Below are 26,408 nucleotides of genomic sequence, written 5' to 3' on the forward strand. Positions count from 1 at the left end.
ACGCTTGCCGAACAGGTTTCGCATGTGCCCATGCAGCCTGGCTGCTACCTTTGGAAAGATGCCAAGGGCGATGTCATTTACGTTGGCAAGGCTAAAAATCTGCGCTCGCGCATGCGTCAATATGTGACGCTGCAGGACGAGCGCCAAAAGATTCCACTGATGATGCAGCTGGTTGCGAGCTTTGACTATATCGTTGTCGAGAACGAGCACGAGGCGCTGGTGCTCGAGCGCAACCTGATCGGTCAATACCATCCGTACTTTAATGTCGACCTTAAGGACGATAAGAGCTATCCCTTTATCGCTATCACCAAGAGCGATCTGTTCCCAGCTATTAAATATACTCGTGAGCGTCATAAGCCGGGAACGCGTTATTTTGGTCCCTATACCGACAGCCGCGCGGCGCGCGAGACCATTGATACGCTGCGCAAGGTAATCCCGATCTGCTCGGCTTCTTGTGCGGAATGGCGTCGATGCCGCCGTATCGTCGAGTCCCACAAGGGCGAAGAAGATATCGTCAATATGATTTGCGCTCAAAACGGGCGTCCCTGCTTTGACTTCCATGTTGGCCGCGGTCCGGGGGCATGCGTCGGTGCGATCTCTCCAGCCGACTATGCTAAAAACGTTAAACGTGTCGAGCGATTTTTGTCGGGCCATCGTAAAGATGTCGTTGATGAGCTTACATCCGAGATGACGGACGCCGCCGAAGCGCTCGATTTTGAGCGGGCGGCGCGCGTCAAGCGTCGCTTGGAAGTTATTAGGGGCCTGGACGACCGACAGCAGGTCGTTTTTCCGTCGAGTGTCGATCTCGATGTGATTGGTTTCTATCGAGAAGAGACCATTTCGGCCGCCTGCGTGTTTGTTGTGCGCGAGGGGCGAACGGTTCGAACCTGTGAGTTCATTCTCGATAAGGGCCTGGATGTCGATGAAGAGGAGCTTCAGTCGGGCTTTCTCAAGCGCTATTACGACGAGACGGCTGATATTCCAGCCGAGGTGAACCTTTCCGTCGAGCTTGAGGATGCGGAGGCGCTAGGGGAATGGCTTTCGGACAAGCGCGAGCGTTCCTGTCATCTCCATAGGCCTCAGCGCGGCGAAAAACACCGGTTGCTCGATATGGCATCTAAAAATGCGCGTCATGCCCTCATGCGTTATATGATGCGCACGGGATACGCCGACGATCGCACCAATCGAGCGCTCCTAGAGCTTGAGAGCGCCTTGGCGCTACCTGCGCCGCCAATGCGAATCGAGTGCTTCGATATCTCTACACTGCATGGCACCTTTACGGTTGCCTCGATGGTGGTGTTTACCAACGGCCACGCCGACAAGAGCCAATACCGCCGCTTTAAAATCCAGGCCGAATTGGACGAGGCGAACGACTTCGTTTCGATGTCCGAGGTTTTGGGGCGTCGCTATGCTCCCGAGCGGATGACCGACGAACGTTTTGGCTCGCGCCCCGATTTGCTCGTTGTCGACGGCGGCAAGCCGCAATTGACGGCTGCAATTAAGCAACTTGAGGCCCTTGGGCTCGATATACCAGTTTGTGGTTTGGCAAAGGCCGATGAGGAGGTTTTCGTGCCTTGGGACGAGACTCCTGTCGTACTTCCGACCGGGTCTGCGTCGCTCTATCTCATCAAGCAGGTGCGCGACGAATCGCACCGTTTTGCCATCACGTTCCATCGCGAATTGCGCGATAAAGCCATGACGGTCTCGGTACTCGATGACGTTCCAGGCGTGGGACCCACTAGAAAACGTGCAATTATGCGCCATTTTGGCTCGATGAAGCGGTTGCGCGCGGCGAGTGAGCAAGAGATCGCGGAAGTTCGCGGCATACCTGCCGATGTTGCCAAGGCGGTCCACGAGGCGCTCGTTGCATGGAATGCCGAGCGCGCCGAGGCCGCGGCTGGCCATTCCGATAGCTAAACACGAGCATAAACAACTGATATACATGATTGCGCGATTTTCAACCATTTATTTCGCCATGATTGCCTGCTGGTTTCGGGTTTTATTAACGCTAAAACGTTTGACTAACCCAAACGAAAACCCTGCTATCCTGCGGGTTGACGAAGACTGATATCTCACCTCGCCGATACATACTGTCTGCTGTATCGTTTGTCAACGAATTCGGTGAACGGTAGTAAATACCGTTCAAGCGTATGTATGTATCGGTCGCCGAGCGCGGCACCTCAGTTGGGTTTGTCGGTAGGTAAGGTATATATCGTCCGCAAGTTGCGCGGGGGTAAGTTTAGGTGCTCCCGGGTAAGATTCTCTATTGATAGGAGAAGACATGGCCATCATCAATAAGGGTATGTCCAGGCGTTCGTTCCTCGGCCTCACCGGCAGCGTCGCTGCTGTCGCCGGCTTTGGTCTCACTGGCTGCGGTGGCAGCTCTAGCGACGAGGGTTCCGCTCCCGCCGATTCCGCCAACCGTGGCGGCGGCGTGATCACCGCCGGTTCCGCTTACGCTCCGTCCAGCTTCGACCCCGCCAGCACCGGCTCCGCCGTGGGCCTGGGCGCTAACTGGCACGTCGTCGAGGGCCTCTACGGCATCGATTACCACGACTACAGCACTTTCAACGAGCTCGCCACCGATGATCCCAAGTCCGTGGACGACACCACCTTCGAGGTCACCATCCGCAAGGGCGCCAAATTCTCCGATGGCACCGAGGTTACCGCTGACGACGTCGTCGCCTCCTACACCGCTTGCGCCGCTTCTGCCACCTACGCTCCGTTCTTCCAGCCTTTCGAGTCCATCGAGGCCAAGGATGCCAGCACCGTGACGGTCAAGACCAAGGTCCCCAACTTCTCCCTGCTCAAGGATCGTCTGGCCATCATTCGCGTTACTCCTGCCGCCCAGAGCGAGGAGGATCGCGCCAAGCAGCCGATCGGCTCCGGCCCCTGGATGTACGATTCTATCTCCGATACCGAGATCACCCTGGTTCCCAACCCCGAGTACAACGGTGAGTATGCTGCCGAGGATAAGAAGATCCAGTACAGCATCCTGACCGACCCCACCGCTCGCGTCACCGCTCAGCAGGAAGGCTCCACGCTCGTCATGGAGCTCGTTACCGCTGATGCCGTCGACCAGCTCGAGGGCGCCGGCTGCAAGATCGACAACGTCCAGGGCTTCGGCACCCGCTTCATCATGTTCAACGTCGCCAAGGAGCCTTGGAACGACGTCAAGGTCCGTCAGGCTGTCATGTATGCGCTCGACACCGAGAAGATGATCAGCAACACCTTCGCCGGCCTTGCTACCGCTGCCAGCTGCTACCTGCCCAAGAGCTTCACCAACTATCATGAGGCCTCCACGGTGTACAAGACCGACGCCAAGAAGGCCAAGAAGCTTATCGAGGAGTCCGGTATCACCCCGGGCGCCATTACCCTGCGCACCACCGATAACGAGCAGATCAAGGGTATGGCTGCCCAGGTCAAGAACGACCTCGACGCTCTCGGCTTCGATGTGACCATCCAGACCGATACTTCGCCGGCCACCTATGCTGCCATCGACGGCGGCGAGGCCTACGATATCCTCCTTGCCCCTGGCGATCCTTCCTGCTTCGGCGCAGACCCCGACCTGCTGCTCAACTGGTGGTACGGCGACAACGTCTGGATGCAGACCCGTTGCCCGTGGAAGGAGTCCGCTGAGTGGCAGAAGCTCCACGGCCTTATGGACGAGGCTCTTGCCGCCGAGGGCGACGAGCAGCAGAAGAAGTGGAACGAGTGCTTCGACATCATCGCCGACAACGCCGTTCTGTACCCCGTTGTCCACGTTAAGACCGTCTCCGCTTCCTGGAACGACCCGTCCACTGCGCCCAACGGCGAGGCCCTCGATGGCTTCAAGGGCATCGGCACGACGAGCATGTCCTTTAAGGGTGTCGCGACCGTCAAGGCGTAAGACTCGCTTGAGTCTATATGCAGGATGTCGGCCGTTGGGACCGTATCCTCATAGTTGAAACAAAGACCCGGGCGGCAACGATGTCGCTCGGGTCTTGTAATGAGTGTCCGTACTCATATACCAGTTGGTCCTACCGACAAAAGAAAGGGGAGAGAACGTGAACAACTTTCTACGTTTGATTGGAAGGCGTCTCGTGGCGCTGCCGATCATGGCATTGGGCGTCACCGTCCTGGTGTTCTTCCTTATGTCGTTCTCCAAGACCGACCCCGCCTACACGGCGTTGGGTGACGGTGCCTCGCCCGAGGCGGTTGCCGAGTACCATGAGAAGTATGGTCTGGACGACCCCTGGCCCGTGCGCTACGTGCGCTATATGGGCAATTTGATCCATGGCGACATGGGCACCTATGGTGCTGCTCGCAACTCCGTTGCCAAGCGCATCTCCACGGCCCTACCCGTCACGATGCAGCTGACCTTCATCGGTCTTGCCATCGGTGCGGTCGTATCGTTTTTGCTCGGCGTCATCGCGGCACTGTATCGCGATAAATGGCCGGACCAAGTGATCCGCGTCTTTTCCATCGCCGGCTTGGCAACCCCGTCGTTCTGGCTTGCCGTTCTGTTGATCCTGCTGTTCTCCTCCTACCTTAAGGTACTCCCGGCATCGGGTGCCCTGCCGCACTTCACCACGAATCCGGCTGGCTATCTGGGACGCATGATCATGCCCGCCGTCGCCTTGGCATTTCCGCTGACGGGTCAGATGACTCGTATCGTGCGTACCGCCATGGTCGAGGAGCTCGACAAGGACTATGTCCGTATGGCTCGCGGCGCCGGCGTTCCCGAGAAGGTCGTCGTCGGCATCAACGTTCTTCGCAACGCGCTGATCACCCCGGTCACCACCCTCGGTCTTAAGATTGGCTATCTCATGGGCGGCGCCGTCGTCATCGAGGTCATCTTCAACCTCCCCGGCATGGGTACTGCGATCCTGCAGGGCGTTCAGGGCAACGAGGCGAACCTGGTTCAGGGCGTCGTCATCGTCGTTGCTCTTGCCTTCATCATCATCAACATCGTGGTTGACATGCTCTACCTGCTCATCAACCCGCGCATCAGGACGGTGTAGATTATGGTAAAGATTCGAGAGAAGCAAACCGAGCAGCTCGAGAAGGCTGCCTCCAAGGGGCTCAAGCTCGGTGGCTGGAAGAAGATGACGCTGTCTTCTAAGATTGCCGCCATCGTGCTGGTGCTGGTCGCCCTGACTGCGATTCTTGCCCCCCTGCTTGCCCCCTATAGCCCGGTCGAGATCTTTACGGCTCGCCAGGCTCCCGGCAACGGGTTTATCTTCGGAACCGACGACAAAGGCCGTGACATCCTTTCGCGTATGCTCTACGGTGGTCGTTACTCGCTGATCATCGGCTTTGGTGCTACCGCTATGGCTCTGGTCTGTGGCTCCGTTGTCGGTGCTCTTGCTGCGGTTTCGCGCAAGGCCGTCTCCGAGACGATTATGCGCATCCTGGACATCATCATGTCTGTCCCGGGTATCGCCCTCGCAGCCGTCTTCGTTTCCATCCTGGGCAACTCCGTGCCGTCGATTATCTTTGCGATCGGCTTTATGTACACCCCGCAGATCGCCCGTATCGTGCGCGCCAATATCGTATCCGAGTACGGTGAGGACTATGTCCGCGCGGTCATCGTCTCCGGCGCCAAGGCTCCGTGGATTCTGATCAAGCACGTTCTTCGTAACTGCATTGCCCCGATCATGGTCTTCACCGTCACCCTGGTCGCCGACGCTATCATCTTCGAGGCTTCGCTGACCTTTATCGGCGCTGGCATCCAGGAGCCCACTGCTACGTGGGGCAACATCCTCGCCGACGCCCGCGGTGGCGTGCTCGCCGGTCGTTGGTGGCAGGCGCTGTTCCCGGGTCTGGCCATCATGATCACCTGCCTGGCGCTCAACATCCTCTCCGAGGGCATTACCGACGCTATGGCCGCTGCTCCTTCCGCCGCTCTGGATCCGACCGATTCCTCCAAGCGCCGCGAGGCCGACCTGCTGGTCTCCGACCCCGTTCGCGCCTACAAGGAGCAGGCCCAGTCCCTGTCCGCCCGTCTTGGCGCCCTGCGCGATGTCGAGCTCAAGCGTAACGACCGCCATGTGCCCGATGAGTCCGTTGAGCCGATTCTTTCGGTCCGCGATTTCTGCATCCAGTTTGAGCACCACGGTGATATCAACGTGGTCGACCATGTCAACTTTGACGTCCGTCCCGGCCAGACCATGGGCCTGGTAGGCGAGTCCGGCTGCGGTAAGTCCATCACCACGCTGGCCATCATGGGCCTGACCGATGAGGACGAGCATCTTTCCGGCGAGGTCCTCTGGGAGGGTCGTGACCTGCTCAAGATGAGCAAGAAGGAGTGGTTCGGCCTGCGCGGTACCGATATCGCCATGGTCTATCAGGACGCCCTGTCCTCGCTCAACCCCTCTATGCTCATCTCCGCCCAGATGAAGCAGCTCACCAAGCGCGGCGGCACCCGCAGCGCCGAGGAGCTCCTGGAGCTCGTCGGCCTCGATCCCAAGCGCACGCTCGAGAGCTATCCGCACGAGCTTTCCGGTGGACAGCGTCAGCGCGTTCTGATCGCTATGGCCCTTACCCGCGATCCCAAGCTGGTCATCTGCGACGAGCCCACGACCGCTCTGGACGTTACCGTCCAAAAGCAGGTCATTAAGCTGCTCAACGATCTTCAGGCCAAGCTCGGCTTTGCCATGATTTTCGTTTCGCATGACCTGGCGTTGGTCGCCGAGGTTGCCCATAACATCACGGTTATGTACGCCGGTCAGGTTATCGAGCAGGCGCCCACCAAGGAGCTGCTCACCAACCCGATTCACGAGTACACCCGCGGTCTTCTGGGTTCCGTTCTGTCCATCGAGAGCGGTTCGGGCCGCCTGCACCAGGTGCCCGGCGCCGTCCCCAGCCCGCGCGATTTCCCCAAGGGCGATCGCTTCGCGCCCCGCTCAAGCCATCCGCACATCGGCCTGGACACCCGTCCGGTCTTCAAGCGCGTACCCGGCACCGAGCACTTCTATTCCGAGCTCCCCGATGAGGTGCTCAAGGCAAATGGTTTGACCCCTCATGCGGAGGTGATGTAGATGAGCGAGACTGCGGTCAACGGCGTCGAGCCGATTATCTTCCTTGACGATGTCCACGTCACCTTTAGGACCCGTACCGGTTCGATCCTGCACCCCAATCTGGTTCATGCCGTCCAAGGCGTGACCATTAAGCTCATGCCCGGTCAGACGATCGGCATCGTCGGCGAGTCCGGTTGCGGCAAGTCCACCACTGCTAACGTCATGTGCGGCCTGCAGGCCCCCACGAGTGGCAAGGTCTACTTTAAGGGCAAGGACGTGACCAAGCGTACTGCCGAGGATCGTCGTCACATGGGCCGCGTCATCTCGGTCGTGTTCCAGAACCCCGCGACGGCACTCAACCCTCGCATGGTCGTTCGTGAGCAGCTGCTCGACCCCATGCGCGTCCACAACCTGGGTACCGAGGCCGAGCAGGAGAAGCGCGTTAAGGAACTCCTGGAGCTCACCGGTCTGCCCAGCTCTGCCGCCGAGGTTCTTCCCGGCCAGCTTTCGGGCGGTCAGCGCCAGCGCGTGGCAATTGCCCGTGCCCTGTCGTTGAACCCTGACGCCATCATCGCCGACGAGCCCACCTCGGCTCTGGACGTTTCGGTCCGCGCGCAGATCCTCAACCTGTTGACCGATCTTAAGAAGGAGCTCGGCCTGGCTATGGTGTTCATTAGCCATGACATCCAGACGGTCCGCTACATCTCTGACGACATCATCGTCATGAACGGCGGCAAGATCGTCGAGCAGGGCGAGGCCAAGCAGGTCTTCCAGAACCCGCAGGACCCCTACACCAAGATGCTGCTCGGTGCTGCGCCGTCGCTGCTGCACCCCAAGCTTGGCGAGTAGGTTCGCTTTCCCTCCTGTGCGCCCGGCTCCCTTGCCGGGCGCACCCTCGTTGCGATTTCGAAAGGTTGGGTTCACGAGCCATGCCAAGCGCTCAGGAGCTACAACAGCAATTTGGTGGTTATCGGGGCGCCATGCCTCGTCCATCAGATTTCGATCTCTTTTGGAACGACCGCATGGCCGAGGCTGACGCCGTCGAGATCGACTATTCGGTCGAGACGGCATCGATTGCCGATACTGCGACCTGCCAGTTTTTTGACCTCTGGTATACCGGCATGTGTGGCGCCCGCCTGCATGCCAAGTATCTCAAGCCGGTTTCGGACGAGTCCGTGCCGCTGGTGCTGCAGTTCCACGGCTATCCGGGTGCAAGCCGCAGCTGGTTCGAGCAGGCGTCGTTTGCGGGTATGGGCATGGCACTTGTCGCCCTCGACTGCCCCGGTCAGGGTGGCCCCTCCGCGGATATTGGTGGATTTGAAGGCACAACGGTTGCCGGGCATATCGTTGCCGGTATCGACGGCGACCCGGCCAATCTCTACTACGTACGCTTGCATCAGGATATCCGCATTCTGTGCCGCATTGTTCGCGAGCTCGAGGGCATCGATCTTGCCCGTGTTTTTGTGAACGGTGCCTCGCAGGGCGGTGGCTTGGGCATTGCGACCTGCGCGCTTAACAGCGAGCTTATCAATCGTGCCGCCATTCTCTATCCTTTCCTGTCGGATTTCCGCCTGGTCTGGGATTTGGATGCCGACGACATTGCCTACGAGGGCCTGCGCTATTGGTCTCGCTGGTTTGACGAGGACTCGACTCGTATTGACGAAGCCTATGCCAAGCTGGCGTATTTCGATTCCAAGAACTTTGCCCCCATGGTCAAATGCCCCGTGCTGTTTGGCACGGGAACGGCTGATATCGTCTGTCCACCGGCGACGCAGTTTGCGGTCTACAACAACCTGACCTGTGAGAAGCGCCATGAGTTCTTTGAGGGCTTTGGCCACGAGGAGATTCAGGATTTTGACGATCTGATCATTCCGTTTTTCTGCAAGGAAGGGGAGGCTCATGTCTAAGTGCGAGAGCAATGTCAATGAGCTGATTGACCCCGAGCTTGCGGGGATCTCTGGGACGGTTTCGTCAAGGCTCTCCGATTTCCGTGATTGGCGCGGCGATGCTTTGGCGGATGTTTCCGAGTTGGAGGCAGCCGCTTCGGACCTTGAGGTTTGCGGACTGACTGTCACGGCGATTGATTTCGCCAATCCGTGCGCGCGCTACTCCGAGGTTTCCTTTGAACTTGCCGGGGAAGTCGTACACGGCCGTTTGATTGAGCCCTCAGGTTGTGCCCGGGCATCCGAGCTTGTGCCGCTATGCCTGATGTTTCACGACATCGACCGACCCGTACGTGGATGGCATCACATGACGAGGTTTGCCGCCATGGGATATGCCGCGCTTGCGCTGGACGACGATGTGATTGGGCTCAGCGAGCTGCAGCAGGGGGTTACCTCGCCCGTTTTTGTTGAACGCGTCCGCTGGGGCTGTGCAATGGCAAAGGTCGCGCGTAATCTTGATGGCATGGACCCCGACCGCATCTTTGCATGGGGCGAGGGCCTTGGCGGTGGAGTCGCGCTGGCGGTTTCTGCTCTAGACGAGCGGGGCCTTGCCTGCACGGCGGTTGCCAATCCGCTTCCCGGCGGCCTCGAAGCGCTGTCGTCTCGGGTGCGCGGATCGGTACTTATGGGTACATCGCTCATGGATACCGTGAGCGATCCCAAGGGCCAGTTTGCCGTATTCAACGGTCTTGAGTGTGACCGGAGGCATATTATCTATGCCAAATATGCTCACGAGCGCATCAATGCGTTCGAAAACGAAGTCGTCGACTTCTTTAACCAAGCGTTCTACCTGTGTTCTTTGGCCTAGACGGCCTGGACACTGCCAACAAGAGTGGGCGGCATAGGGCCACCCGCCAGACAACTAAGGAGATTCTTGTGGCAACTCAGAAATTCACCGGCGTTATTCCTCCCGTCGTTGTTCCCGATACCGAAGATCACCAGCTCGACGTTGCCTCCTTTGAGCGCAGCATCAACCGCATGATCGACGCCGGCGTCGATGGCCTGTTCTTCCTGGGCTCTTCGGGTGAGGTCGTTTTCTCCACCGACGAGCGTCGTCGACAGATCATCGCCGAGGCCGTTCGAATCGTCGACCACCGCGTTCCTGTTCTGGTCGGCATCATCGATACCGAGACCGAGCGCATGATTGAGCACGGTAAGGTTGCTCAGGAGCTGGGCGCCGATGCGCTCGTTGCCACCTGCCCGTTCTATGCCCTGCAGGGCATGACCGAGGTCGAGGAGCATTTCCGCATCCTGCACGAGGAGCTCGACCTGCCCATCTTTGCCTATGACATTCCCGTGTGCGTTCACACCAAGCTCCCCTGGAAGCTCCTTGCAAAGCTCGGCGCCGAGGGCGTCCTTGCTGGCGTCAAGGATTCCTCGGGTGACGACGTCTCGTTCCGCTACCTCGTTCAGGAGAACGAGAAGAACGGCCATCCGATGAGCATCCTCACCGGCCATGAGGTCGTCGTCGACGGTGCCTACCTTGGTGGCGCCGACGGCTCTGTCCCGGGTCTCGCCAACGTTGAGCCCGAGGGCTACGTGCGTCAGTGGAAGGCCGCCCAGGCTGGTGACTGGGCTACCGTCAAAGCCGAGCAGGATCGCCTCAATGAGATTTCGCACATCTGGGACGTCACCTCGGGCGTCCAGGGCTATGCCGGTGGCGTTGGCGCCTTCAAGACCGCTATGAACCTCATGGGCATTTTCGACAGCCCGACCATGCCGCGCCCGGTGAAGGCCATGACCGGCGAGAACGTCGAGGCGATTAGGAAGGTCCTCCAGGACAACGGTCTCCTGTAAAGCTTTCCCGGGCACCCGATCTTGGGGCTCAAGCGATCGAGCGTGACCCATGAGGTCAACGCCAGACCGCTTTCACCCCAACCTCGGGCACTCGGGAAGCCTGTAGCAAGCTGCGGCGATAACACCGCCTTTATTTCCTGTAGTTGTTTTTATCTCCTAAGGAGAGCGACATGGAGAACAAGTACATCTGCTCCGTTGATATCGGTGGCACCAAGATTGCGACCGCCATTATGGAATATCCGGCTGATGGCGGCGTGCCCCATCCCGTATTTGAGGCTGAGGTTCCCACCGAGGCCCAAGAGGGCGGTGAGGCCGTCTTCCAGCGTATCGAGGCGTCCATCAAGGCCGCTCTCGAGGCGAATCCCGATGTCGAGGTCCTTGGCGTCGGTATCGGTGCCGCTGGCGTCGTCGATCCCAAGACGGGCGCCATCGCGTATGCCAACGAGATCATGCCCGGCTGGTCCGGCGTTCAGTTGGGGCCGCGTCTGCGCGAGGACCTCGGTCTTCCCGTTGCCGTTGTAGGCGACGTGCAGGCTCATGCTCTGGGTGAGGCCCATTGGGGCGTCGGCAAGGGCAAGTTCTCCGTCTTGTGTCTGGGCATCGGTACGGGTATCGGAGGCGCATATGTCGAGAACGGTCGCGTGATGCAGGGCTTCCATGGTGCTGCCGGCCATATGGGCCACATCGAGTGCTCGGCTGCCGCCGGCATTCCCTGCGCCTGCGGGCGTTCCGGCCATCTGGAGTCGGTGGCTTCGGGTACGTCGATTGGGCGCATGTACGACGAGCGCTTCGGTCGTGTTGACCCCAGCCGTCCCTCGGTTGGCCGCGACGTGAACGACCTGTGCCGCGCGGGTGACGCAAAGGCGACCGAGGTCATCCACGATGCCGGCTTTGCATTGGGCGCTAGCTTGGGCTCGCTCGCCAACATTCTGGATCCAGAGGTCATCGTGCTTTCGGGTGGCGTAATTCACCAGGGACCCGATTGGCGTTCGCAGACGTGGAAGGATTCGGTACACGAGGGCTATGCCAGCCAAGCGCTCGATCCGCTTCAGGACACGCCGATCCTCATCGGTTCTCTGGAGGGCGACGCACCGCTTATCGGTGCCGCCGAGCATCTTCTTGCCTCGTTAAAGTAAACGTATCTGCTGTAGGAGCCTCCCGAGACGACACGCCTCGGGAGGCTGTTCTGAGAAAGGTTATAGCCTTATGACCGTCGATCCTTTAATTCAATCCCTGAAGGGTAAGCTCATCGTGAGCGTTCAGGCGTATATGGGCGAGCCGCTTCGTACGCCCGAGACCATGGCTCAAATGTCTCGCGCTTGCGAACTCGGAGGCGCCGCCGCCATTCGTTGCCAGGGCCTTGCCGACATTGCTGCCATTAAGGGTCGTTGTGAGGTTCCTGTTATCGGCCTGTGGAAGGATGGGCACGAGGGCGTTTACATCACGCCGACGCTGCGTCACGCCCGCGCCTGCGTTGCTGCCGGTGCTGACATCGTGGCGATTGATGCCACCGATCGTCCGCGCCCCGATGGCAAGTCGCTCGAGGACACTTTTCGTCCGCTGCACGAGGAGGGCGTGCTTCTGATGGCGGACTGCGCCACGATCGAGGATATCCGCCGTGCGGTCGACATGGGCTTCGATTTGGTTTCCACTACGCTTTCGCATGGCGTCGCCGCCATCGATTGCACCATGGCAGACGGCCCCGACCTACCGCTTTTGCGCCAGGCAACCGAGGAGTTCCCCGGTCTTCCCATTATTTGCGAGGGTCGTGTGCATACGCCCGAGGAGGCTCGCGCCGCGATTGACGCCGGCGCCTGGGCCGTTGTCGTTGGCACTGCCATTACGCACCCCACAAGTATTACGAGTTGGTTCAAGGCTGCGCTTGAGGCGTAAGACGGGCCTCGTATCCGCTTGGGGCGGTATACTCAACTAAGGCAATTGATCGCGCGGGATCCGCTGGCCGGGTCCTGCGCTTATTTTAGGAGGCAGCACATGCAAAAGGGAGATGCCATGGATGCGGCGGAGCGCACGGAGCGCATTCCCGATATCGTCATCATCACCGGAATGTCCGGATCGGGCCGAACGCAAGCCATGCATGTGTTTGAGGACATGGGCTATTTTTGTATCGACAACCTGCCTCCGCGCCTGATTGCGCAGCTCGCAGAGCTTGTTGGCATCAATACGGGTGTGGGTAGACATCTTGCTGTTACCTGTGACCTTCGCAGCCAAGGTCTGTTTGATGAGCTGCTTGACGCCGTTGCCGCCTTGGAAGAGCGCGAGATGAGCTGTGACATTGTGTTTCTCGATGCATCTGATGAGGTGCTGATTCGCCGCTACAGCGAAAACCGCCGCCGCCATCCCATTGCGAAGCCGGGGGAGACCACGGCCGACGCCATCCAGCGCGAGCGTTTACAACTCCAGGGCGTGCGCGACCGAGCCGATATGATCATCGATACGAGCCGCCTTCGTACCTCTGCTTTACGCAATAAGCTGCGTGCGGCTTTTTCAGAGCTGTCCGACCAGCAGCTCATGGACGTCCACGTCTTCTCATTTGGCTTTAAGCATGGTATGCCCGTCGAGGCAGACATCATGATCGATGTTCGCTTCCTGCCTAATCCATTCTACGACCCCGAGATGCGCACGTTGACCGGCCTCGATAAGAAGGTCTCCGACTTTGTCCTGGACCATCCCAAGACGCAGGAGTTCTGGAAGGTTTGGACGCAGTTGCTCGATACGGTCATGCCGGGTTATATCGCGGAGGGCAAGCCGCAGCTTTCCATTGCCATCGGCTGTACGGGCGGCCAGCACCGCAGCGTTGCCATTGCAGAGGCTACGGCCCGATACCTGGAAGGTGCTCAGTATCACGTGAGCATTTCTCACCGCGACTTGTCGCGTGCCAATACGAAAGCATAGGTTTGAATGTCGTTTACCGCCGAGGTGCGTGACGAGCTTGCGCGCTGCGAACCCGAATGTGAATATTGCGATCTGTCGACACTTGCCGCTCTTACACGTGTGAGTGGCACGCTTTCGCTGGCGGGCTCTGGTCGGTACCGTTTGACGGTTGCGACCGAGACGGGTGCCGTTGCGCGCACGATGATTACGCTGACGCACCGCATCCTCAAGCTCAAAACGGAGTTTACCGTTCGCAAGTCGGTCTTGCATAAGGTGCGAAACTATCTCATCACCTTGCCCGACCAGCCCGACCTCGATAAGGCTTTGGTTCTGCTGGGCATTCTCGACCGCAGGGGAGGGCTCGTCGCCGGTGTGCCGCGCCATATCGTCGCCCGGCCCTGCTGCAGGCTCGCCTACATTCGCGGCGCTTTGATTGCCGGCGGCTTTGTGGCAGACCCGCGTGGCGATTTTCACCTGGAGATTGCGGTGCAGGGCGAACAATACGCCAAGGGGCTTTGCGACCTGTTGGAGCAGGTCGGGGTTCATGCACGCGTCAACGCCCGGCGAGGATCATATGCCGTGTACATCAAGAGCGCCGAGGAGATTGAGCATTTGCTCAAATTGATTGGTGCCAAGCGCAGCGTTGCCGAAATCGAGGAAGCCCGTGCGGTCAAGTTGGTGAAAAACGACGTAAATCGTCGTGTGAATGCTGAGCTGGCCAACCAGACGAGAAGCGCCGGCGCTGCCCAACATCAGCTCGCGCTTATCGAGGAGCTTGAGCGACGCGGCATGCGCGATGTGCTCCCGGATGCCTTGGCGGCCTTTTGTGACTTACGTGAGCGCTATCCCGATCTCTCACTGCGAGATTTGGGGGAGATGGCCGACCCTCCTTTGTCAAAGTCGGCCCTATATCACCGCGTTTTGCGTCTTGAAAAGCTCATTGAAGCGAACAGGTAGTTTAAAGCGGCAGTTTATATAGTACTTGAACTGCTGTTTTATGCTTTAAAACGTTTTAAAGCAAATTTGATTTTCAATTTCGAGCATTCTCGTGAAATTCAAGTCAAAAAAAAGGTATATTAGGCGAGTGGTTAGTTTGTGGGCCTCAACGGCGGGCGCTGTAGCTTGCGGGGGCCTTACGAAAGGAGACACAATGGCAGTAAAGGTTGCTATTAACGGCTTCGGTCGCATCGGTCGTCTGGCCTTCCGTCAGATGTTCGGTCATGAGGGCTCCGAGATCGTCGCTATCAACGACCTCACCTCTCCCGATATGCTCGCTTACCTGCTGAAGTACGACTCCACGCAGGGCAACTATGCTCGCGATCACGAGGTCGTCGCTGGCGAGGATTCCATCACCGTTGACGGCAAGGAGATCAAGATCTACAAGGAGGCCGACGCCAACAACCTGCCTTGGGGCGACCTCGACGTCGACGTCGTTCTCGAGTGCACTGGCTTCTACACCAGCAAGGCTAAGGCTCAGGCCCACATCAACGCTGGTGCCAAGAAGGTCGTCATCTCCGCTCCGGCCGGCAGCGATCTGCCCACCATCGTGTACAACGTCAACCATGAGACGCTGACCGCTGAGGACAACATCATCTCCGCTGCTTCCTGCACCACCAACTGCCTCGCCCCGATGGCCAAGGGTCTGAACGACTTCGCTCCCATCGTGTCCGGCATCATGACCACCATTCACGCCTGGACTGGCGACCAGATGCCGCTCGACGGCCCGCAGCGCAAGGGCAACAAGCGTCGTAGCCGCGCCTGCGCCGTCAACATCGTCCCCAACACCACCGGTGCTGCCAAGGCTATCGGCTTGGTTCTCCCCGAGCTCAACGGTAAGCTCATCGGTGCCGCCCAGCGCGTCCCGACGCCGACCGGCTCCCTCACCAACCTCTACGCTGTCGTTGACAAGAAGGTTACCGCCGACGAGGTCAACGCCGCTATGAAGGCCTACGCTGCCACCATCTCCGAGACCTTCGCTTACAACGAGGACGACATCGTCTCCACCGATATCATCGGCGAGACCCATGGCTCCATCTTCGACGCCACTCAGACCATGTGCTCTGACCTCGGCAACGGCCAGACCCTCGTTCAGGTTACCTCTTGGTACGACAACGAGAACTCCTACACCTCTCAGATGGTTCGCACCATCAAGTACTTCGAGAAGTTCGTTGCTTAATTTGGCTTTTAGCGAATAGCTCGTTGAGCGTCTAAAAAAGGGCGCGGCCTTATAGGGCTTACACCCTAAGGTCGCGCCCTTTTTATAAGAAATCGTCTGCCGTAATGGGAGGCAGACACGTACGAAAGGTAGAAGCAAACATGGCCTTTACCAAGAAGACCGTCCGCGACATCGATGTCGACGGCAAGCGCGTTCTCGTCCGCGTTGACTTCAACGTGCCTATCAAGGATGGCGTCGTTGGCGACACCACCCGTATCAAGGCTGCCCTGCCCACCATCAACTATCTCGTTGAGCACAATGCTCGCGTTATCCTCATGAGCCACCTTGGCCGTCCTGAGGGCACCGGCTTCCAGCCCGAGCTTTCCCTCGAGCCCGTCGCCAAGAAGCTCGCCGAGCTCTCTGGTCTCGATGTTGCTTTTGTCGCCGACACTTATGGCGAGAAGGCCGCCGAGGCCGTCGCCGCCGTCGAGCCGGGCAAGGTCCTCGTTCTCGAGAACGTCCGTTTTGACAAGCGTGAGAAGAAGAACGATCCCGAGATCGCCAAGACCCTCGCTTCCTATGGCGACGTCTTCGTTCTCGACGCCTTCGGCACCGCTCACCGCGCCCAGGGTTCCGTCGTGGGTCCCGCCGCTTACCTGCCCGCAGTCGCTGGCTTCCTTCTGGAGAAGGAGGTCGACACGCTGACCGGTATCTTCGCCGAGCCCGAGCGTCCCTTCGTCGCCATCGTCGGCGGTTCCAAGGTTTCCTCCAAGATCGGCGTTCTCGATCACCTTATCGACTCCGCCGACACCCTGATTATCGGTGGCGGCATGGCCTATACCTTCTTCCTGGCTCAGGGCATGACCGTCGGTCAGTCCCTCAAGGAAGAGGACTGGGTCGAGCGCGCTGGCGAGATGCTCAAGAAGGCCGAGGAGAAGGGCGTCAAGATCCTGCTCCCCATCGACAACCGTGTTGCCGACCACTTTGGCGAGGACGCTGTCCCCGAGGTTGTCGCTTCCGACGCTATCCCCGACGACCGTGAGGGCATGGACATCGGCCCCAAGACCGAGGAGCTCTACGCCGAGGCCGTCAAGGGCGCCAAGACCGTATTCTGGAATGGCCCCATGGGCGTCTTTGAGTTCGACAACTTCGCTCACGGCACCCAGGCTATCGCCGAGGCTGTCGCCGAGGCTGATTGCACCTCGATCATCGGTGGTGGCGATTCCGTCGCAGCCGTCAACAAGTTTAACCTGGCCGACAAGATGAGCTGGATCTCCACCGGCGGTGGCGCTTCCATGGAGCTCGTCGAGGGTAAGGCCCTGCCCGGAGTGGAGGCGCTTCTCGATGCCTAATCGCACCCTTCTTATCGCTGGTAACTGGAAGATGAACAACGACGTCGCCGAGGCTGCCAAGCTCGCCGACGAGCTGGCCCAGGCTCTGCCCGAGGTGCCGGCTGGCGTCGAGGTGCTCGTCTGCCCTCCGACCATCGACATTACTACGGTTCATGACCGCATTCAGGCTGCCCCCATCGCCCTCGGTGCACAGAACGTGTACTGGGAGGCCAAGGGTGCCTTCACCGGTGAGTCCTCTTGCGACATGCTCAAGTCCGCTGGCTGCACCTACTGCATCATCGGCCACTCCGAGCGTCGTGACTACTTCCACGAGACCGATGAGGACCAGAACAAGAAGGCTAAGGCTCTCGTTGCCGCCGGTCTTGTTCCCGTCTTCTGCTGCGGTGAGTCCCTTGAGGTTCGCGAGGCCGGCACCTATGTCGAGCATGTCGTGAACCAGGTCAAGGCTGGTCTCGAGGGTCTTGAGATCACCTGCCCCAAGCAGGTCGTCGTCGCCTACGAGCCCATCTGGGCCATCGGCACCGGCAAGACCGCTACCGCCGAGGACGCTCAGGAGGTCTGCGGCGCTATCCGTGAGACCCTCAAGGAGATGTTTGGCGAGGAGCTCGCCAACGGCATCCGCGTTCTTTATGGTGGCTCCGCCAAGCCCGCCAACATCGCTGAGCTTGTTGCCAAGCCCGACGTTGACGGTGCCCTCGTGGGCGGCGCTTCGCTCAAGGCTGCCGACTTCGCCTCTATGGTCGTCAAGGCAGGCGAGTAGGGCATATGGCACAGCGTCATCTTCCTGCACTCCTAATCATCATGGATGGCTGCGGCTTGGCTCCGGCCGACGGCGAGAACGCCGTCGCTGCCGCCAAGACGCCCTTCCTCGATAGCCTGTATGAGAAGTATCCTCACACCACGCTCGGTGCTTCGGGCGAGGACGTGGGCCTTCCCGACGGCCAGATGGGCAACTCCGAGGTGGGTCACCTCAACATCGGTGCCGGCCGCATCGTGTTTCAGGAGCTTTCGCGCATCAATAACGCCATCAAGGACGGCTCCATCGCCAAGAACGAGGTTTTCGTCAAGGCTATGGATGACGTCAAGGCCGAGGGCAAGACCCTGCACCTCATGGGCCTCATGAGCCCCGGCGGTGTTCATTCTCACATGAACCATGTCGAGGCCCTGGTCAAGATGGCTGCCCAGTATGGCATTAAGACCGTTCGCGTTCACGCCTTTATGGATGGCCGCGACGTCGATCCGCAGTCCGGTGCCGGCTACATGAGCGAGTTCTGCGCCTTCCTGGCCAAGATCTCCGAGGAGACTGGTTGCGACGCTCGCGTTGCTACCGTCTCGGGCCGTTATTGGGCCATGGACCGCGACAACCGTTGGGAGCGCATCGAGCGCGCCTACGACGTCATGGTCAATGCGTCCGATGCCGATACCGACCCCGTTGCCGGTATCAAGGCCTACTACGAGAAGGATCCGCGCGGCGATGAGTTCGTTGAGCCGTTCGCTGCCCACAACGAGGGCATCCACGAGGGCGACGCGGCCATCTTCTTCAACTTCCGTCCCGACCGCGCTCGTCAGATGACCCGCGTGTTCACGGACAAGGAGTTCGACGGCTTTGAGCGCGAGCAGATCAAGCTCTCGCACTTTGTGACGATGACCGAATACGATCCGACGTTTGACGTCGAGGTCGCCTTCCCCAAGACGTTCCCCGAGAACGTTCTGGCTGACGTTATCGCAGCCAATGGCCTGAAGCAGCTGCACACCGCCGAGACCGAGAAGTACGCCCACGTAACGTTCTTCCTTAACGGCGGCATCGAGGAGCCCAAGGAGGGCGAGGAGCGCGTGCTCGTCGCTTCCCCCAAGGTTGCTACCTACGATTTGCAGCCCGAGATGAGCGCTCCCGAGGTTACCGAGAAGCTCGTCGCTGCCATCAACGAGGATCGCGCTGATTTCTACATCGTGAACTTCGCGAACTGCGACATGGTTGGTCACACCGGTGTCTTCGACGCGGCCGTTAAGGCCGTCGAGGCTGTTGACGATGCCCTGTCCAAGGTTGTCCCGGCGATTCTCGCTAAGGGCGGCTTTGCGCTGATTACCGCCGACCACGGCAACGCCGACCACATGTTTGACGTTGCTTCCGACGGTTCCAAGCACCCGTTTACGGCTCACACCACCAACCGCGTGCCGTTCATCATCGTTGATGAGAAGGCGCAGCTCGCCGGTATCGAGGACGGTCGACTTTCCGATATCGCCCCGACTATGCTCACCATGGCTGGTCTGGAGCCTTCCGCCGAGATGACGGGCCGCGTGCTCGCGACCGAGGCCTAAGAGAAAACGCCAAGCGTTTCTTTGCAAGGGGGTTGACCATATTCGGGCAACCCCCTTTTTTGGTATTTTTGCCATTTCTACCTCGTCCCCAAATGGCAGGTGGGGAGTGTCGGGGGTTGTGGTACAGTACTGGAGTTTGAATTGTTCTATTAAGGAGCTTCTCTATGGGTCCGTTTCAGATTCTGCTGTTTGTAGTTTGGGCTGTCTCTGCCGTGGCGCTGACGATTCTCGTCCTGATGCATTCCGGTAAGGGCACCGGCGTTTCGGATATGATCGCCAGCTCGCTGTATAACTCCAGCTCTGCCACGGGCGTTATGGAGCAGAACCTTGACCGCCTGACCGTCATCATGGCTGTCGTGTTTGCCGTGTGCGTCGTGCTGTGCATGTTCTTCTTCCCGCAGGGCATCGTGGGCTACTAAGCACGAGCCGCATAAAATAATTGAAAAGGGTTCCGCAAGTGCGGGACCCTTTTTGTTTACATATTTGTAACAGAGTCAGAATATCACCACATACTGCGCCCAACTAAAGAAATTCTCGACCGTTAACCGGAATTAGCCCCAAATCGTGCATAAGATGCGCTACTGTATTGAAAACGTTGGCCTGTTGTGCATAACCAGCCATAGCAACGGGCGGCGTTTCGATAGTTCGGATCGGATTGTCTCGACATATGCCGACTGAACATTTCTTTGTCCTATCTCATAAGGAGGATGGCATGGCTGATTCTATGTTCCACCAGCCCGTTATGGGTCGTCGCGCCTTTGTCGGCGGTACCCTTGCTGCGAGCTCCATGGCTTTTCTTGCCGCATGCGGCAAGAAGGGCGGCGACGCTTCCGGTTCTGAGTCCGGTTCGACGCTGAACTTCTACATCAATAACCCGGTCTGCATCGACCCCTACAATGTCCAGGAGGACCAGGGCACTCAGGTCGAGTACCAGCTCTTTGACGCTCTGACCTCTTATGACGCCGAGAAGGGCGAGATCGTTCCGCTGGCTTGCGAGTCCTTCGAGGCCAACGACGACGCCACCGAGTTCACCTTCAAGATCAAGAAGGCTAAGTTCCACAACGGTGACGACGTTACCTCCAAGTCCTTCAAGTTCGGTTGGGAGCGCTTGGTCAACACCAAGTCGGCTATCGCTACCGAGTATGGTCCTTCCGAGGTCGCTTATCACCTTTCTATGGTCGAGGGCTATGACGATCTGCTTGCCGGTAACGCTACCGAGCTCACCGGTGTCACCTGCCCCGACGATGAGACCCTCGTCGTCAAGCTGACTTCCGCCTACGCCGACTTCCCCTTCGTCGCCACCCACCCGGCTCTGGCCCCGGTTCCCGAGTGCGCCGAGTCCGATGCCAAGAGCTTCTACCTTGCCCCGATTGGTAACGGCCCGTTCATGATGGACGGCAAGTGGGAGGATGGTCAGGAGATCAACCTCAAGAAGTTCGACGATTACTATGGCGACAAGGCCAAGATCGATGGCATCCACTTCCAGGTCATCAAGGACATGGAGACTGCTTACAAGGAGTTCCAGGCCGGTAACCTCGACGTCTGCGACGTTCCCGTTGCTCAGATCGATGCCGCCAAGAAGGACCGTGGCGAGTCCAAGGATGGCTACACCATGAGCGACGGCGAGCGCATGCTGCTCGGTGCCGAGCCTTCCACCTACTATCTGACTTGCAACACCACGGCCGAGCCGTTCAACAACGCCGACCTGCGCAGGGGCATCTCCCTGGCCATCAACCGCGAGGCCATCTGCAAGACCATCTTCAAGGGTACCCGCACCCCCGCTGACGGCATTGTTCCTCCGGGTATCGATGGCTACAAGGAGGGCGCATGGGAGTTCTGCGCCTATGACGTCGACAAGGCTAACGAGTACCTCGACAAGGTTGCTCCTGCCGACGCCAACGGTGACCGTGGCATTAACGTGACTCTGTCCTACAACCAGGACGGTGGCCACAAGGAGATCATGGAGTCCATCATCGGCGACCTCGCCAAGGTGGGCGTCAACGCCGTCTCCGATACCCCCGAGTGGTCTGCCCTGCTCGAACAGTATCAGAACCTCAACTATCAGTTCGGTCGTCTGGGCTGGATTGCCGACTACCCGATCATGGACAACTTCCTGTATCCGCTGTTCCACTCCGACTCCCTCGGTGGCGACAACCGTTCTGGTTACAACAACCCCGAGTTCGACGCCAAGGTCGACGAGGCCCGTACCACGATTGACGACGAAGAGCGCGTCGCTAAGATGCAGGAGGCCGACGCAATCGTCGCTGCTGACTGCCCGGTCATCCCGCTGATGTTCTACACGCACACCCTCGCTGGTTCCGACCGCATCAAGCACCTCTATGTTGATCCGCAGAAGCATGCTGATCTGGGTACCGCTGAGCTCGCATAAGATTTGCAGCTTTGGTGAGGGTCAAGTTTTTACGTAGACCTCATGGGAAACATACAGTTCCCCCTAACCTGGGGTAAACTGGCTGATGGTAATTTTGGGATGCCGGTCTGGCGATCGGCATCCCATTTAGGTTAATCCCTAGATAGGGGAGTGGTATGGGTAAGTACATCGTTAAACGTGTGCTTCAGTTCATCCCGGTATTTTTGGGCGTTACGCTGATTCTGTTCGCCCTCCAGAATATCGTGCCGGGAGACCCGATCAAGCTGATCGGTGGAGACAAGGCTCTGTCCCCCGAGGTGGAGCTTCAGCTTCGCGTGCGCTATCACCTGGTCCAGTCGGACGAGGACGGCAACGCGATCCTTGACGAGAACGGCGATCCCGTTCAAACGTCGCTCGTGGACCGTTACGTGTATTACATGAACGGTCTGCTTCATGGCGATTTGGGCAATTCGTATCAGCGCAAGCTGCCGGTTACGGATATCTTTGCCCAAAAGTATCCGTATACGGTCAAACTTGCCGCGTGTGCCATCGTACTCGAGGCAATCATGGGTATCGGTGCGGGTATCATTTCGGCGGTAAAGCGTTACTCCTTCTGGGATATTTTGGTAACGCTGACCACGTCGATCCTCGTTGCCGTTCCTGCTTTCTGGCTCGGTATGCTGCTGCAGCTGTTCTTTGGCGTCATCCTCAAGGATGCCACCGGCGGCGCATTCTCCATGCCGATTTCGGGTGCCGGCGGTGCTAGCTCTCAGTATCAGGATTGGATGCACTATGTGCTTCCGACCATCACGCTTGCTTCGGTTTCGACCGCCTATGCTGCCCGCATCATGCGCTCGCAGTTGCTCGATGTCATGAACCAGGATTACATCCGTACGGCAAAGGCCAAGGGCCTCTCCAATCGCGCGATCATCATCAAGCATGCGCTTAAGAATGCACTCATCCCTGTCGTTACCTATATTGGTGTCGACTTTGGCGGTATGCTTTCGGGCGCCATCCTGACCGAGACGGTCTTTAACTGGCCCGGTATCGGCTATGAGGTCTATCGCGCCATTAGCATGCGCGACTGGCCCATCGTTATGGGCGGCGTTACGCTCATCGTCGTCGTCGTCATGGTGATCAACCTGCTCGTCGACATTAGCTATGCATTCCTCGACCCGCGCATCCGCCTTGGCGGTCCGTCGGATAAGGCCTAAGGGAGGTACGTCTCATGCAGGAAACTGATTCTCAGTCTCAGGAGCAGGCTACCGCCACCAAGGCCGCATCTGCTCCCGCCAAGTCCCGCACGCTGTGGGGCGACGCTTTTAAGCGTCTTCGTAAGAACAAGCTCGCCGTTATCGGTGTCTGCTGGATTGTCATCGTCGTTGTGGTTGCCCTGACCGCCGACCTGTGGGCTAAGCCCTGGCTCGGGTCGCCGACGGCTTCCGACTCGACTACCATGGCCGAGACGTCGCTGCTGGCTCCGTGTGCAGAGCACCCGTTTGGCACCGACTCCCTTGGCCGTGACATTCTCGTCCGCGTTATCTACGGTGCACGCGTTTCGCTGTCCGTCGGCATTATGGCCACTGCGATCTCCACGGTGATTGGTCTGGTCATGGGCGCTCTGGCTGGTTTCTACGGCGGTATCTGGGATACGATCATCATGCGCTGTGCGGACATCTTCCTTGCGTTCCCGTACGTGCTGTTCGTTGTCGCCATGATCGCCGTTATCGGCCGTGGTCTTCAGAACGTCTTTATCGCCATCGGTATTCTTGGCTGGCCTTCGATTGCGCGCGTCTTCCGATCCGCGATCTTGACGGTCAAGGAAAACGACTATGTTGACGCTGCGCGCGCGATGGGTGCATCTGATGCTCGTATCGTCGTGCGTCACATCTTCCCGAACTCCGTTGCCTCCATCGTGGTTTACGCGACTATGAACATTGGTGGCGCCATTCTGACCGAGTCCGCTCTGTCCTTCCTCGGCATGGGCGTTATTCCGCCTACGCCTTCGTGGGGCTCCATGATTCAGGACGGCCAGCAGTATCTTCTGACTGCTCCCTGGATGATGATCATGCCCGGTCTGGCAATTCTCTCGACGGTGCTCGCCTTCACCCTGCTGGGTGACGGTCTGCGCGACGCCCTCGACGTCAAGATGAAGGACGCATAAGGATGAAGAAGAACAAGAACTATGTGGACCTGAAGGACCAGCCGGTTCCCGAGGGCCAGCATCTGCTCGAGGTTGATGACCTTAAGATGTATTTCCACACCGAGGATGGCGTCGTTCGCGCTGTCGATGGTGTGTCCTACACGCTCGATCGTGGCGAGACCCTGGGTGTCGTCGGTGAGTCCGGCTCCGGTAAGTCCGTGACCGCCATGACCATCATGGGTCTTATCTCGATGCCTCCGGGAAAGATTGAGGGCGGTGACGTTCGCTATCGCGGACGTTCTATCCTCGAGATGACCGAGGAAGAGATGCAGCACATTCGTGGCAACGATATCGCGATGATCTTCCAGGATCCTATGACTTCCTTGAACCCGGTCTATAAGATCGGCAAGCAGGTGGGTGAGGGCCTTCGTCTGCACCGCGGCTACTCCAAGCAGGAGGCGCTCAAGCGCGCCACCGAGCTTTTGGACCTCGTTGGCATTCCCGAGCCCGAGAAACGCGTCAATGAGTATCCGCACCAGTTTTCTGGTGGTATGCGTCAGCGCGTCATGATTGCCATGGCCCTTGCCTGCGATCCCGATATTCTGATTGCCGACGAGCCCACGACTGCCCTGGACGTTACCATTCAGGCTCAGATTATTGAGCTTATGCAGGAAATGCAGGAGAAGAACGGCAACGCCATCATCATGATTACCCATGACCTGGGTGTTGTCGCCGATATGGCCGACAAGATCATGGTTATGTACGCCGGCCGTCCCGTCGAGTTCGGTACTGCTGAGGAAATCTTCTACGAGAGCCGTCACCCCTATACCTGGGGCCTGATTCGCTCCATCCCGGAGCAGGCCATCGATGAGAAGAAGCCGCTTACGCCGATTCACGGCAACCCGCCTTCGCTCATGAACCTGCCCGAGGGTTGCGTGTTCTCGCCTCGTTGCCCCTATGCGACCGATAAGTGCCGAAAGCAGCGCCCCGAGCGTTTTGTCACCGAGTCCGGCCACTATTCTGCGTGCCATTATTCCGGTGACCCCGAGTTCCTCAAGAACGCCCCTGAGACGTCCCGCACGCGTAAGGATTCCAAGAAGGGAGGCGAGGCGTAAATGGCAGACAATAACGAGCGCACTCCGCTACTGAAGGTCGAGCACCTCTCTAAGGAGTTCCCCGCAGAGTCCGGCATGTTCGCCAAGCGTTTTTCCAAGCGCGTCGTCTCTGCTGTAAACGACATCTCTTTTGAGATTTATCCTGGTGAGACCTTTGGTCTGGTTGGTGAGTCTGGTTGCGGTAAGTCCACTACGGGTCGCACCATCATGCGCCTGACCAGGCCGACCGCCGGTAAGGTGTTCTTCCAGGGTAAAGATGTTGCCGAAATGAGCAAGCATGAGATCAAGGATATGCGTCGCGAGATGCAGTTTATCTTCCAGGATCCTTATGCCTCGCTGAATCCTCGCATGACCATCGGCGAGATCGTCTCCGAACCCATGACCATTCACGGTGTGGGAACCAAGGAGGAGCGCATTGAGCGCGTCCGCGAGCTTCTCGACGTTGTCGGACTGAACCCCGAGCACATCAACCGCTATCCTCATGAGTTCTCGGGTGGCCAGCGTCAGCGTGTCGGCATTGCCCGCGCCTTTGCGCTGAAGCCCAAGCTGATTATCTGTGACGAGCCGGTATCCGCTCTGGATGTGTCCATTCAGGCCCAGGTTCTGAACCTGCTTAAGGAACTGCAGGACAAGTTTGGTACGGCGTATCTGTTTATCGCCCACGACCTGTCCGTCGTTCAGCACATCTCCGATCGCGTTGCCGTTATGTATCTGGGTAAGGTGGTCGAGGTTTCTGACTGGAAGACGCTCTATAGTGAGCCTCACCACCCGTATACGCAGTCGCTGCTGTCTGCCGTGCCGGTTCCCGATCCGGATATCCAAAAGTCCCGTAAGCGCATCATCCTCGCCGGCGATCCGCCGTCACCGCTGGATCCGCCGACTGGCTGCCGTTTCCACACGCGCTGCCCGATCGCGCAGGGCATCTGCTCCGAGAAGCTTCCCGAGTTTAGGGAAGTTGCTCCGGGCCACTGCTGCGCCTGCCACTTCGCCGAGCCGTTCCCGATCAAGGAATCGCACATCGACCTGTAGTCGGTTGTTTTCGTCCGGGCCCGTGCTGGACTTAGTTTTCAGAACGTCCTCGACCATGGAAACCCCCTTATCCTGCTCCTTCGGAGCTGCGGATAAGGGGGTTTCCTGGTCTGCGGAATGTTCTGAAAACTAAGTCCAGCACGGGCCCTGTGTTACCACTGCAGGGGGTTCGATTCCTTGATCGGTGACGCATAATTTCTTTCGCAAATTGACAACCGCATAGCGGAACACGGCCCGCGCCCCGTCATATGATTTCTAGCGACTAAACAACAAATCACCGACGAAGGGGGCACG

At 58.8% G+C, this 26,408-nt stretch carries 22 protein-coding genes; all 22 read left to right on the forward strand.

Features of this window, described 5'->3' with window-relative positions; all coding sequences use genetic code 11:
• The first annotated feature begins 30 nt into the window (after positions 1-30).
• Positions 31-1,917 carry an excinuclease ABC subunit UvrC gene (uvrC, locus tag ACTNBB_RS06085; RefSeq protein WP_154517564.1) on the forward strand — a complete coding sequence of 629 codons (1,887 nt, stop codon included), beginning with the start codon at positions 31-33 and terminating at the stop codon, positions 1,915-1,917.
• Positions 1,918-2,281: 364 nt separating this feature from the next.
• The gene (locus tag ACTNBB_RS06090; RefSeq protein ID WP_427718660.1) at positions 2,282-3,889 is read left to right on the forward strand and encodes an ABC transporter substrate-binding protein; all 1,608 of its coding nucleotides are present in this window, start codon (positions 2,282-2,284) and stop codon (positions 3,887-3,889) included.
• Positions 3,890-4,046: 157 nt separating this feature from the next.
• Complete coding sequence (locus tag ACTNBB_RS06095) at positions 4,047-5,003, forward strand: ABC transporter permease (RefSeq protein ID WP_441057274.1); 957 nt, start codon at positions 4,047-4,049, stop codon at positions 5,001-5,003.
• A gap of 3 nt (positions 5,004-5,006) precedes the next feature.
• Positions 5,007-7,022 (forward strand): dipeptide/oligopeptide/nickel ABC transporter permease/ATP-binding protein, encoded by a 2,016-nt coding sequence (locus ACTNBB_RS06100; RefSeq protein ID WP_154517511.1) that lies wholly within the window; start codon positions 5,007-5,009, stop codon positions 7,020-7,022.
• Positions 7,023-7,850, forward strand: coding sequence for an ABC transporter ATP-binding protein (locus ACTNBB_RS06105; RefSeq protein ID WP_154517508.1), 828 nt, complete (start codon positions 7,023-7,025; stop codon positions 7,848-7,850). It begins immediately after the preceding gene.
• 80 nt (positions 7,851-7,930) lie between these two features.
• Positions 7,931-8,908, forward strand: a complete 978-nt coding sequence (locus ACTNBB_RS06110) for an acetylxylan esterase (protein ID WP_441057276.1) — start codon at positions 7,931-7,933, stop codon at positions 8,906-8,908.
• The gene (locus ACTNBB_RS06115; RefSeq protein WP_441057278.1) at positions 8,901-9,752 is read left to right on the forward strand and encodes an acetylxylan esterase; all 852 of its coding nucleotides are present in this window, start codon (positions 8,901-8,903) and stop codon (positions 9,750-9,752) included. Before ACTNBB_RS06110 ends, ACTNBB_RS06115 begins: the two co-directional genes overlap by 8 nt.
• A gap of 68 nt (positions 9,753-9,820) precedes the next feature.
• Positions 9,821-10,741, forward strand: a complete 921-nt coding sequence (locus ACTNBB_RS06120) for a dihydrodipicolinate synthase family protein (RefSeq protein WP_427718650.1) — start codon at positions 9,821-9,823, stop codon at positions 10,739-10,741.
• 170 nt (positions 10,742-10,911) lie between these two features.
• Positions 10,912-11,877: an ROK family protein gene (locus tag ACTNBB_RS06125; RefSeq protein ID WP_427728775.1), complete on the forward strand. Its 966-nt coding sequence runs from the start codon at positions 10,912-10,914 to the stop codon at positions 11,875-11,877.
• A gap of 70 nt (positions 11,878-11,947) precedes the next feature.
• Positions 11,948-12,634: an N-acetylmannosamine-6-phosphate 2-epimerase gene (locus ACTNBB_RS06130; RefSeq protein ID WP_154517496.1), complete on the forward strand. Its 687-nt coding sequence runs from the start codon at positions 11,948-11,950 to the stop codon at positions 12,632-12,634.
• A 99-nt stretch (positions 12,635-12,733) separates the two neighbouring features.
• Positions 12,734-13,654, forward strand: coding sequence for an RNase adapter RapZ (gene rapZ / locus ACTNBB_RS06135; RefSeq protein WP_427718645.1), 921 nt, complete (start codon positions 12,734-12,736; stop codon positions 13,652-13,654).
• 6 nt (positions 13,655-13,660) lie between these two features.
• A complete protein-coding gene (gene whiA, locus ACTNBB_RS06140) occupies positions 13,661-14,590 on the forward strand; it encodes a DNA-binding protein WhiA (protein ID WP_154517461.1) in 930 nt (309 codons plus the stop codon).
• Between the two features lie 193 nt (positions 14,591-14,783).
• Positions 14,784-15,809: a type I glyceraldehyde-3-phosphate dehydrogenase gene (gene gap / locus ACTNBB_RS06145; RefSeq protein ID WP_154517458.1), complete on the forward strand. Its 1,026-nt coding sequence runs from the start codon at positions 14,784-14,786 to the stop codon at positions 15,807-15,809.
• 140 nt (positions 15,810-15,949) lie between these two features.
• The gene (locus ACTNBB_RS06150; protein WP_304212190.1) at positions 15,950-17,140 is read left to right on the forward strand and encodes a phosphoglycerate kinase; all 1,191 of its coding nucleotides are present in this window, start codon (positions 15,950-15,952) and stop codon (positions 17,138-17,140) included.
• Positions 17,133-17,900, forward strand: a complete 768-nt coding sequence (tpiA, locus tag ACTNBB_RS06155; RefSeq protein WP_154517452.1) for a triose-phosphate isomerase — start codon at positions 17,133-17,135, stop codon at positions 17,898-17,900. Before ACTNBB_RS06150 ends, tpiA begins: the two co-directional genes overlap by 8 nt.
• A 5-nt stretch (positions 17,901-17,905) precedes the next feature.
• Positions 17,906-19,459 (forward strand): 2,3-bisphosphoglycerate-independent phosphoglycerate mutase, encoded by a 1,554-nt coding sequence (gpmI, locus tag ACTNBB_RS06160; RefSeq protein WP_427718639.1) that lies wholly within the window; start codon positions 17,906-17,908, stop codon positions 19,457-19,459.
• 164 nt (positions 19,460-19,623) lie between these two features.
• A complete protein-coding gene (secG, locus tag ACTNBB_RS06165; RefSeq protein ID WP_006236144.1) occupies positions 19,624-19,878 on the forward strand; it encodes a preprotein translocase subunit SecG in 255 nt (84 codons plus the stop codon).
• A 293-nt stretch (positions 19,879-20,171) separates the two neighbouring features.
• Entirely contained in the window at positions 20,172-21,848 is a 1,677-nt protein-coding gene (locus ACTNBB_RS06170) for a peptide ABC transporter substrate-binding protein (RefSeq protein ID WP_441057280.1), read from the forward strand.
• Between the two features lie 155 nt (positions 21,849-22,003).
• Complete coding sequence (locus tag ACTNBB_RS06175; protein ID WP_441057282.1) at positions 22,004-23,041, forward strand: ABC transporter permease; 1,038 nt, start codon at positions 22,004-22,006, stop codon at positions 23,039-23,041.
• A 14-nt stretch (positions 23,042-23,055) separates the two neighbouring features.
• Positions 23,056-23,991, forward strand: coding sequence for an ABC transporter permease (locus tag ACTNBB_RS06180; protein ID WP_427718631.1), 936 nt, complete (start codon positions 23,056-23,058; stop codon positions 23,989-23,991).
• Between the two features lie 2 nt (positions 23,992-23,993).
• A complete protein-coding gene (locus ACTNBB_RS06185; RefSeq protein ID WP_154517437.1) occupies positions 23,994-25,085 on the forward strand; it encodes an ABC transporter ATP-binding protein in 1,092 nt (363 codons plus the stop codon).
• The gene (locus ACTNBB_RS06190; RefSeq protein WP_427748182.1) at positions 25,086-26,114 is read left to right on the forward strand and encodes an ABC transporter ATP-binding protein; all 1,029 of its coding nucleotides are present in this window, start codon (positions 25,086-25,088) and stop codon (positions 26,112-26,114) included.
• Positions 26,115-26,408 lie beyond the last annotated feature (294 nt).

The sequence above is a fragment of the Collinsella sp. HCP28S3_B9 genome (assembly GCF_052066095.1).
In the GTDB taxonomy this organism is placed as follows: domain Bacteria; phylum Actinomycetota; class Coriobacteriia; order Coriobacteriales; family Coriobacteriaceae; genus Collinsella.

Bases quoted from the DNA above. Each gene is read 5' to 3' on its own strand.
- uvrC (WP_154517564.1), top strand. From the start codon at position 31: ATGCAGCCTGGCTGCTACCTTTGGAAAGATGCCAAGGGCGATGTCATT.
- ACTNBB_RS06090 (WP_427718660.1), top strand. From the start codon at position 2,282: ATGGCCATCATCAATAAGGGTATGTCCAGGCGTTCGTTCCTCGGCCTC.
- ACTNBB_RS06100 (WP_154517511.1), top strand. From the start codon at position 5,007: ATGGTAAAGATTCGAGAGAAGCAAACCGAGCAGCTCGAGAAGGCTGCC.
- ACTNBB_RS06105 (WP_154517508.1), top strand. From the start codon at position 7,023: ATGAGCGAGACTGCGGTCAACGGCGTCGAGCCGATTATCTTCCTTGAC.
- ACTNBB_RS06110 (WP_441057276.1), top strand. From the start codon at position 7,931: ATGCCAAGCGCTCAGGAGCTACAACAGCAATTTGGTGGTTATCGGGGC.
- ACTNBB_RS06115 (WP_441057278.1), top strand. From the start codon at position 8,901: ATGTCTAAGTGCGAGAGCAATGTCAATGAGCTGATTGACCCCGAGCTT.
- ACTNBB_RS06125 (WP_427728775.1), top strand. From the start codon at position 10,912: ATGGAGAACAAGTACATCTGCTCCGTTGATATCGGTGGCACCAAGATT.
- ACTNBB_RS06130 (WP_154517496.1), top strand. From the start codon at position 11,948: ATGACCGTCGATCCTTTAATTCAATCCCTGAAGGGTAAGCTCATCGTG.
- rapZ (WP_427718645.1), top strand. From the start codon at position 12,734: ATGCAAAAGGGAGATGCCATGGATGCGGCGGAGCGCACGGAGCGCATT.
- whiA (WP_154517461.1), top strand. From the start codon at position 13,661: ATGTCGTTTACCGCCGAGGTGCGTGACGAGCTTGCGCGCTGCGAACCC.
- gap (WP_154517458.1), top strand. From the start codon at position 14,784: ATGGCAGTAAAGGTTGCTATTAACGGCTTCGGTCGCATCGGTCGTCTG.
- ACTNBB_RS06150 (WP_304212190.1), top strand. From the start codon at position 15,950: ATGGCCTTTACCAAGAAGACCGTCCGCGACATCGATGTCGACGGCAAG.
- tpiA (WP_154517452.1), top strand. From the start codon at position 17,133: ATGCCTAATCGCACCCTTCTTATCGCTGGTAACTGGAAGATGAACAAC.
- gpmI (WP_427718639.1), top strand. From the start codon at position 17,906: ATGGCACAGCGTCATCTTCCTGCACTCCTAATCATCATGGATGGCTGC.
- secG (WP_006236144.1), top strand. From the start codon at position 19,624: ATGGGTCCGTTTCAGATTCTGCTGTTTGTAGTTTGGGCTGTCTCTGCC.
- ACTNBB_RS06170 (WP_441057280.1), top strand. From the start codon at position 20,172: ATGGCTGATTCTATGTTCCACCAGCCCGTTATGGGTCGTCGCGCCTTT.
- ACTNBB_RS06175 (WP_441057282.1), top strand. From the start codon at position 22,004: ATGGGTAAGTACATCGTTAAACGTGTGCTTCAGTTCATCCCGGTATTT.
- ACTNBB_RS06180 (WP_427718631.1), top strand. From the start codon at position 23,056: ATGCAGGAAACTGATTCTCAGTCTCAGGAGCAGGCTACCGCCACCAAG.
- ACTNBB_RS06185 (WP_154517437.1), top strand. From the start codon at position 23,994: ATGAAGAAGAACAAGAACTATGTGGACCTGAAGGACCAGCCGGTTCCC.
- ACTNBB_RS06190 (WP_427748182.1), top strand. From the start codon at position 25,086: ATGGCAGACAATAACGAGCGCACTCCGCTACTGAAGGTCGAGCACCTC.